At 65.4% G+C, this 564-nt stretch carries 1 pseudogene; it reads right to left on the reverse strand.

Going from position 1 to position 564, the window contains the following annotated elements:
* Positions 1–150: 150 nt before the first annotated feature.
* Positions 151–564: pseudogene (locus ACXJ3V_RS20525) on the reverse strand (hypothetical protein); the annotation flags it as partial.

Here is a 564-nt window from a genome sequence, read left to right on the forward strand (position 1 = left end):
GTCCCGGTTCGAGAGCGTCTGGCGGCTCGAATGGACGGATACTTGGTCGGGCGTCAAAGTCGGCCGCAGGCAGTTGTAGTGGCTGGCAAGCCACCTATTTTTCGGTCTGTAGTTCGGAATGGCTCGATGCGCGGCAACATGGGGTTCCGTTCAGTGCGCCTCCGGCCCAAGGCGTCCAGCAGACGCGTTTTCGCTTCCAGTGAGTAGACGGCGGACCGCGTCGGCATAGATGACCTCGGAGTCGTCCTCAGGCATGTATCCGAGCACCCGGCGGGCCGATTCGAGGGACCAGAATGCGCGGGTGTTGCCGGAAATGCCGTAGGCGACAACCCACGGCACGGCGTCATCGGGCCCGACCAGGGGCGCTTCCAGGGCGCAGCGAAACAGCGTGGCGCAGTCGCGATCGCTCAGGTAAGCGCCGAGGGCGCGCTTGAGCGCCGCAGGGCCGACAGGCCGGGGCAAGCCCGATTGCGGCGCCGGCGCACTTGGTTCGAACTGGGAAATGTCGATGGGGTAAGGCGAACCGATCCGCAGCATCACGGCTTCCATGCGCCGGCCGAAAGT

The organism is Microbacterium sp. P5_E9 (assembly GCF_054049175.1).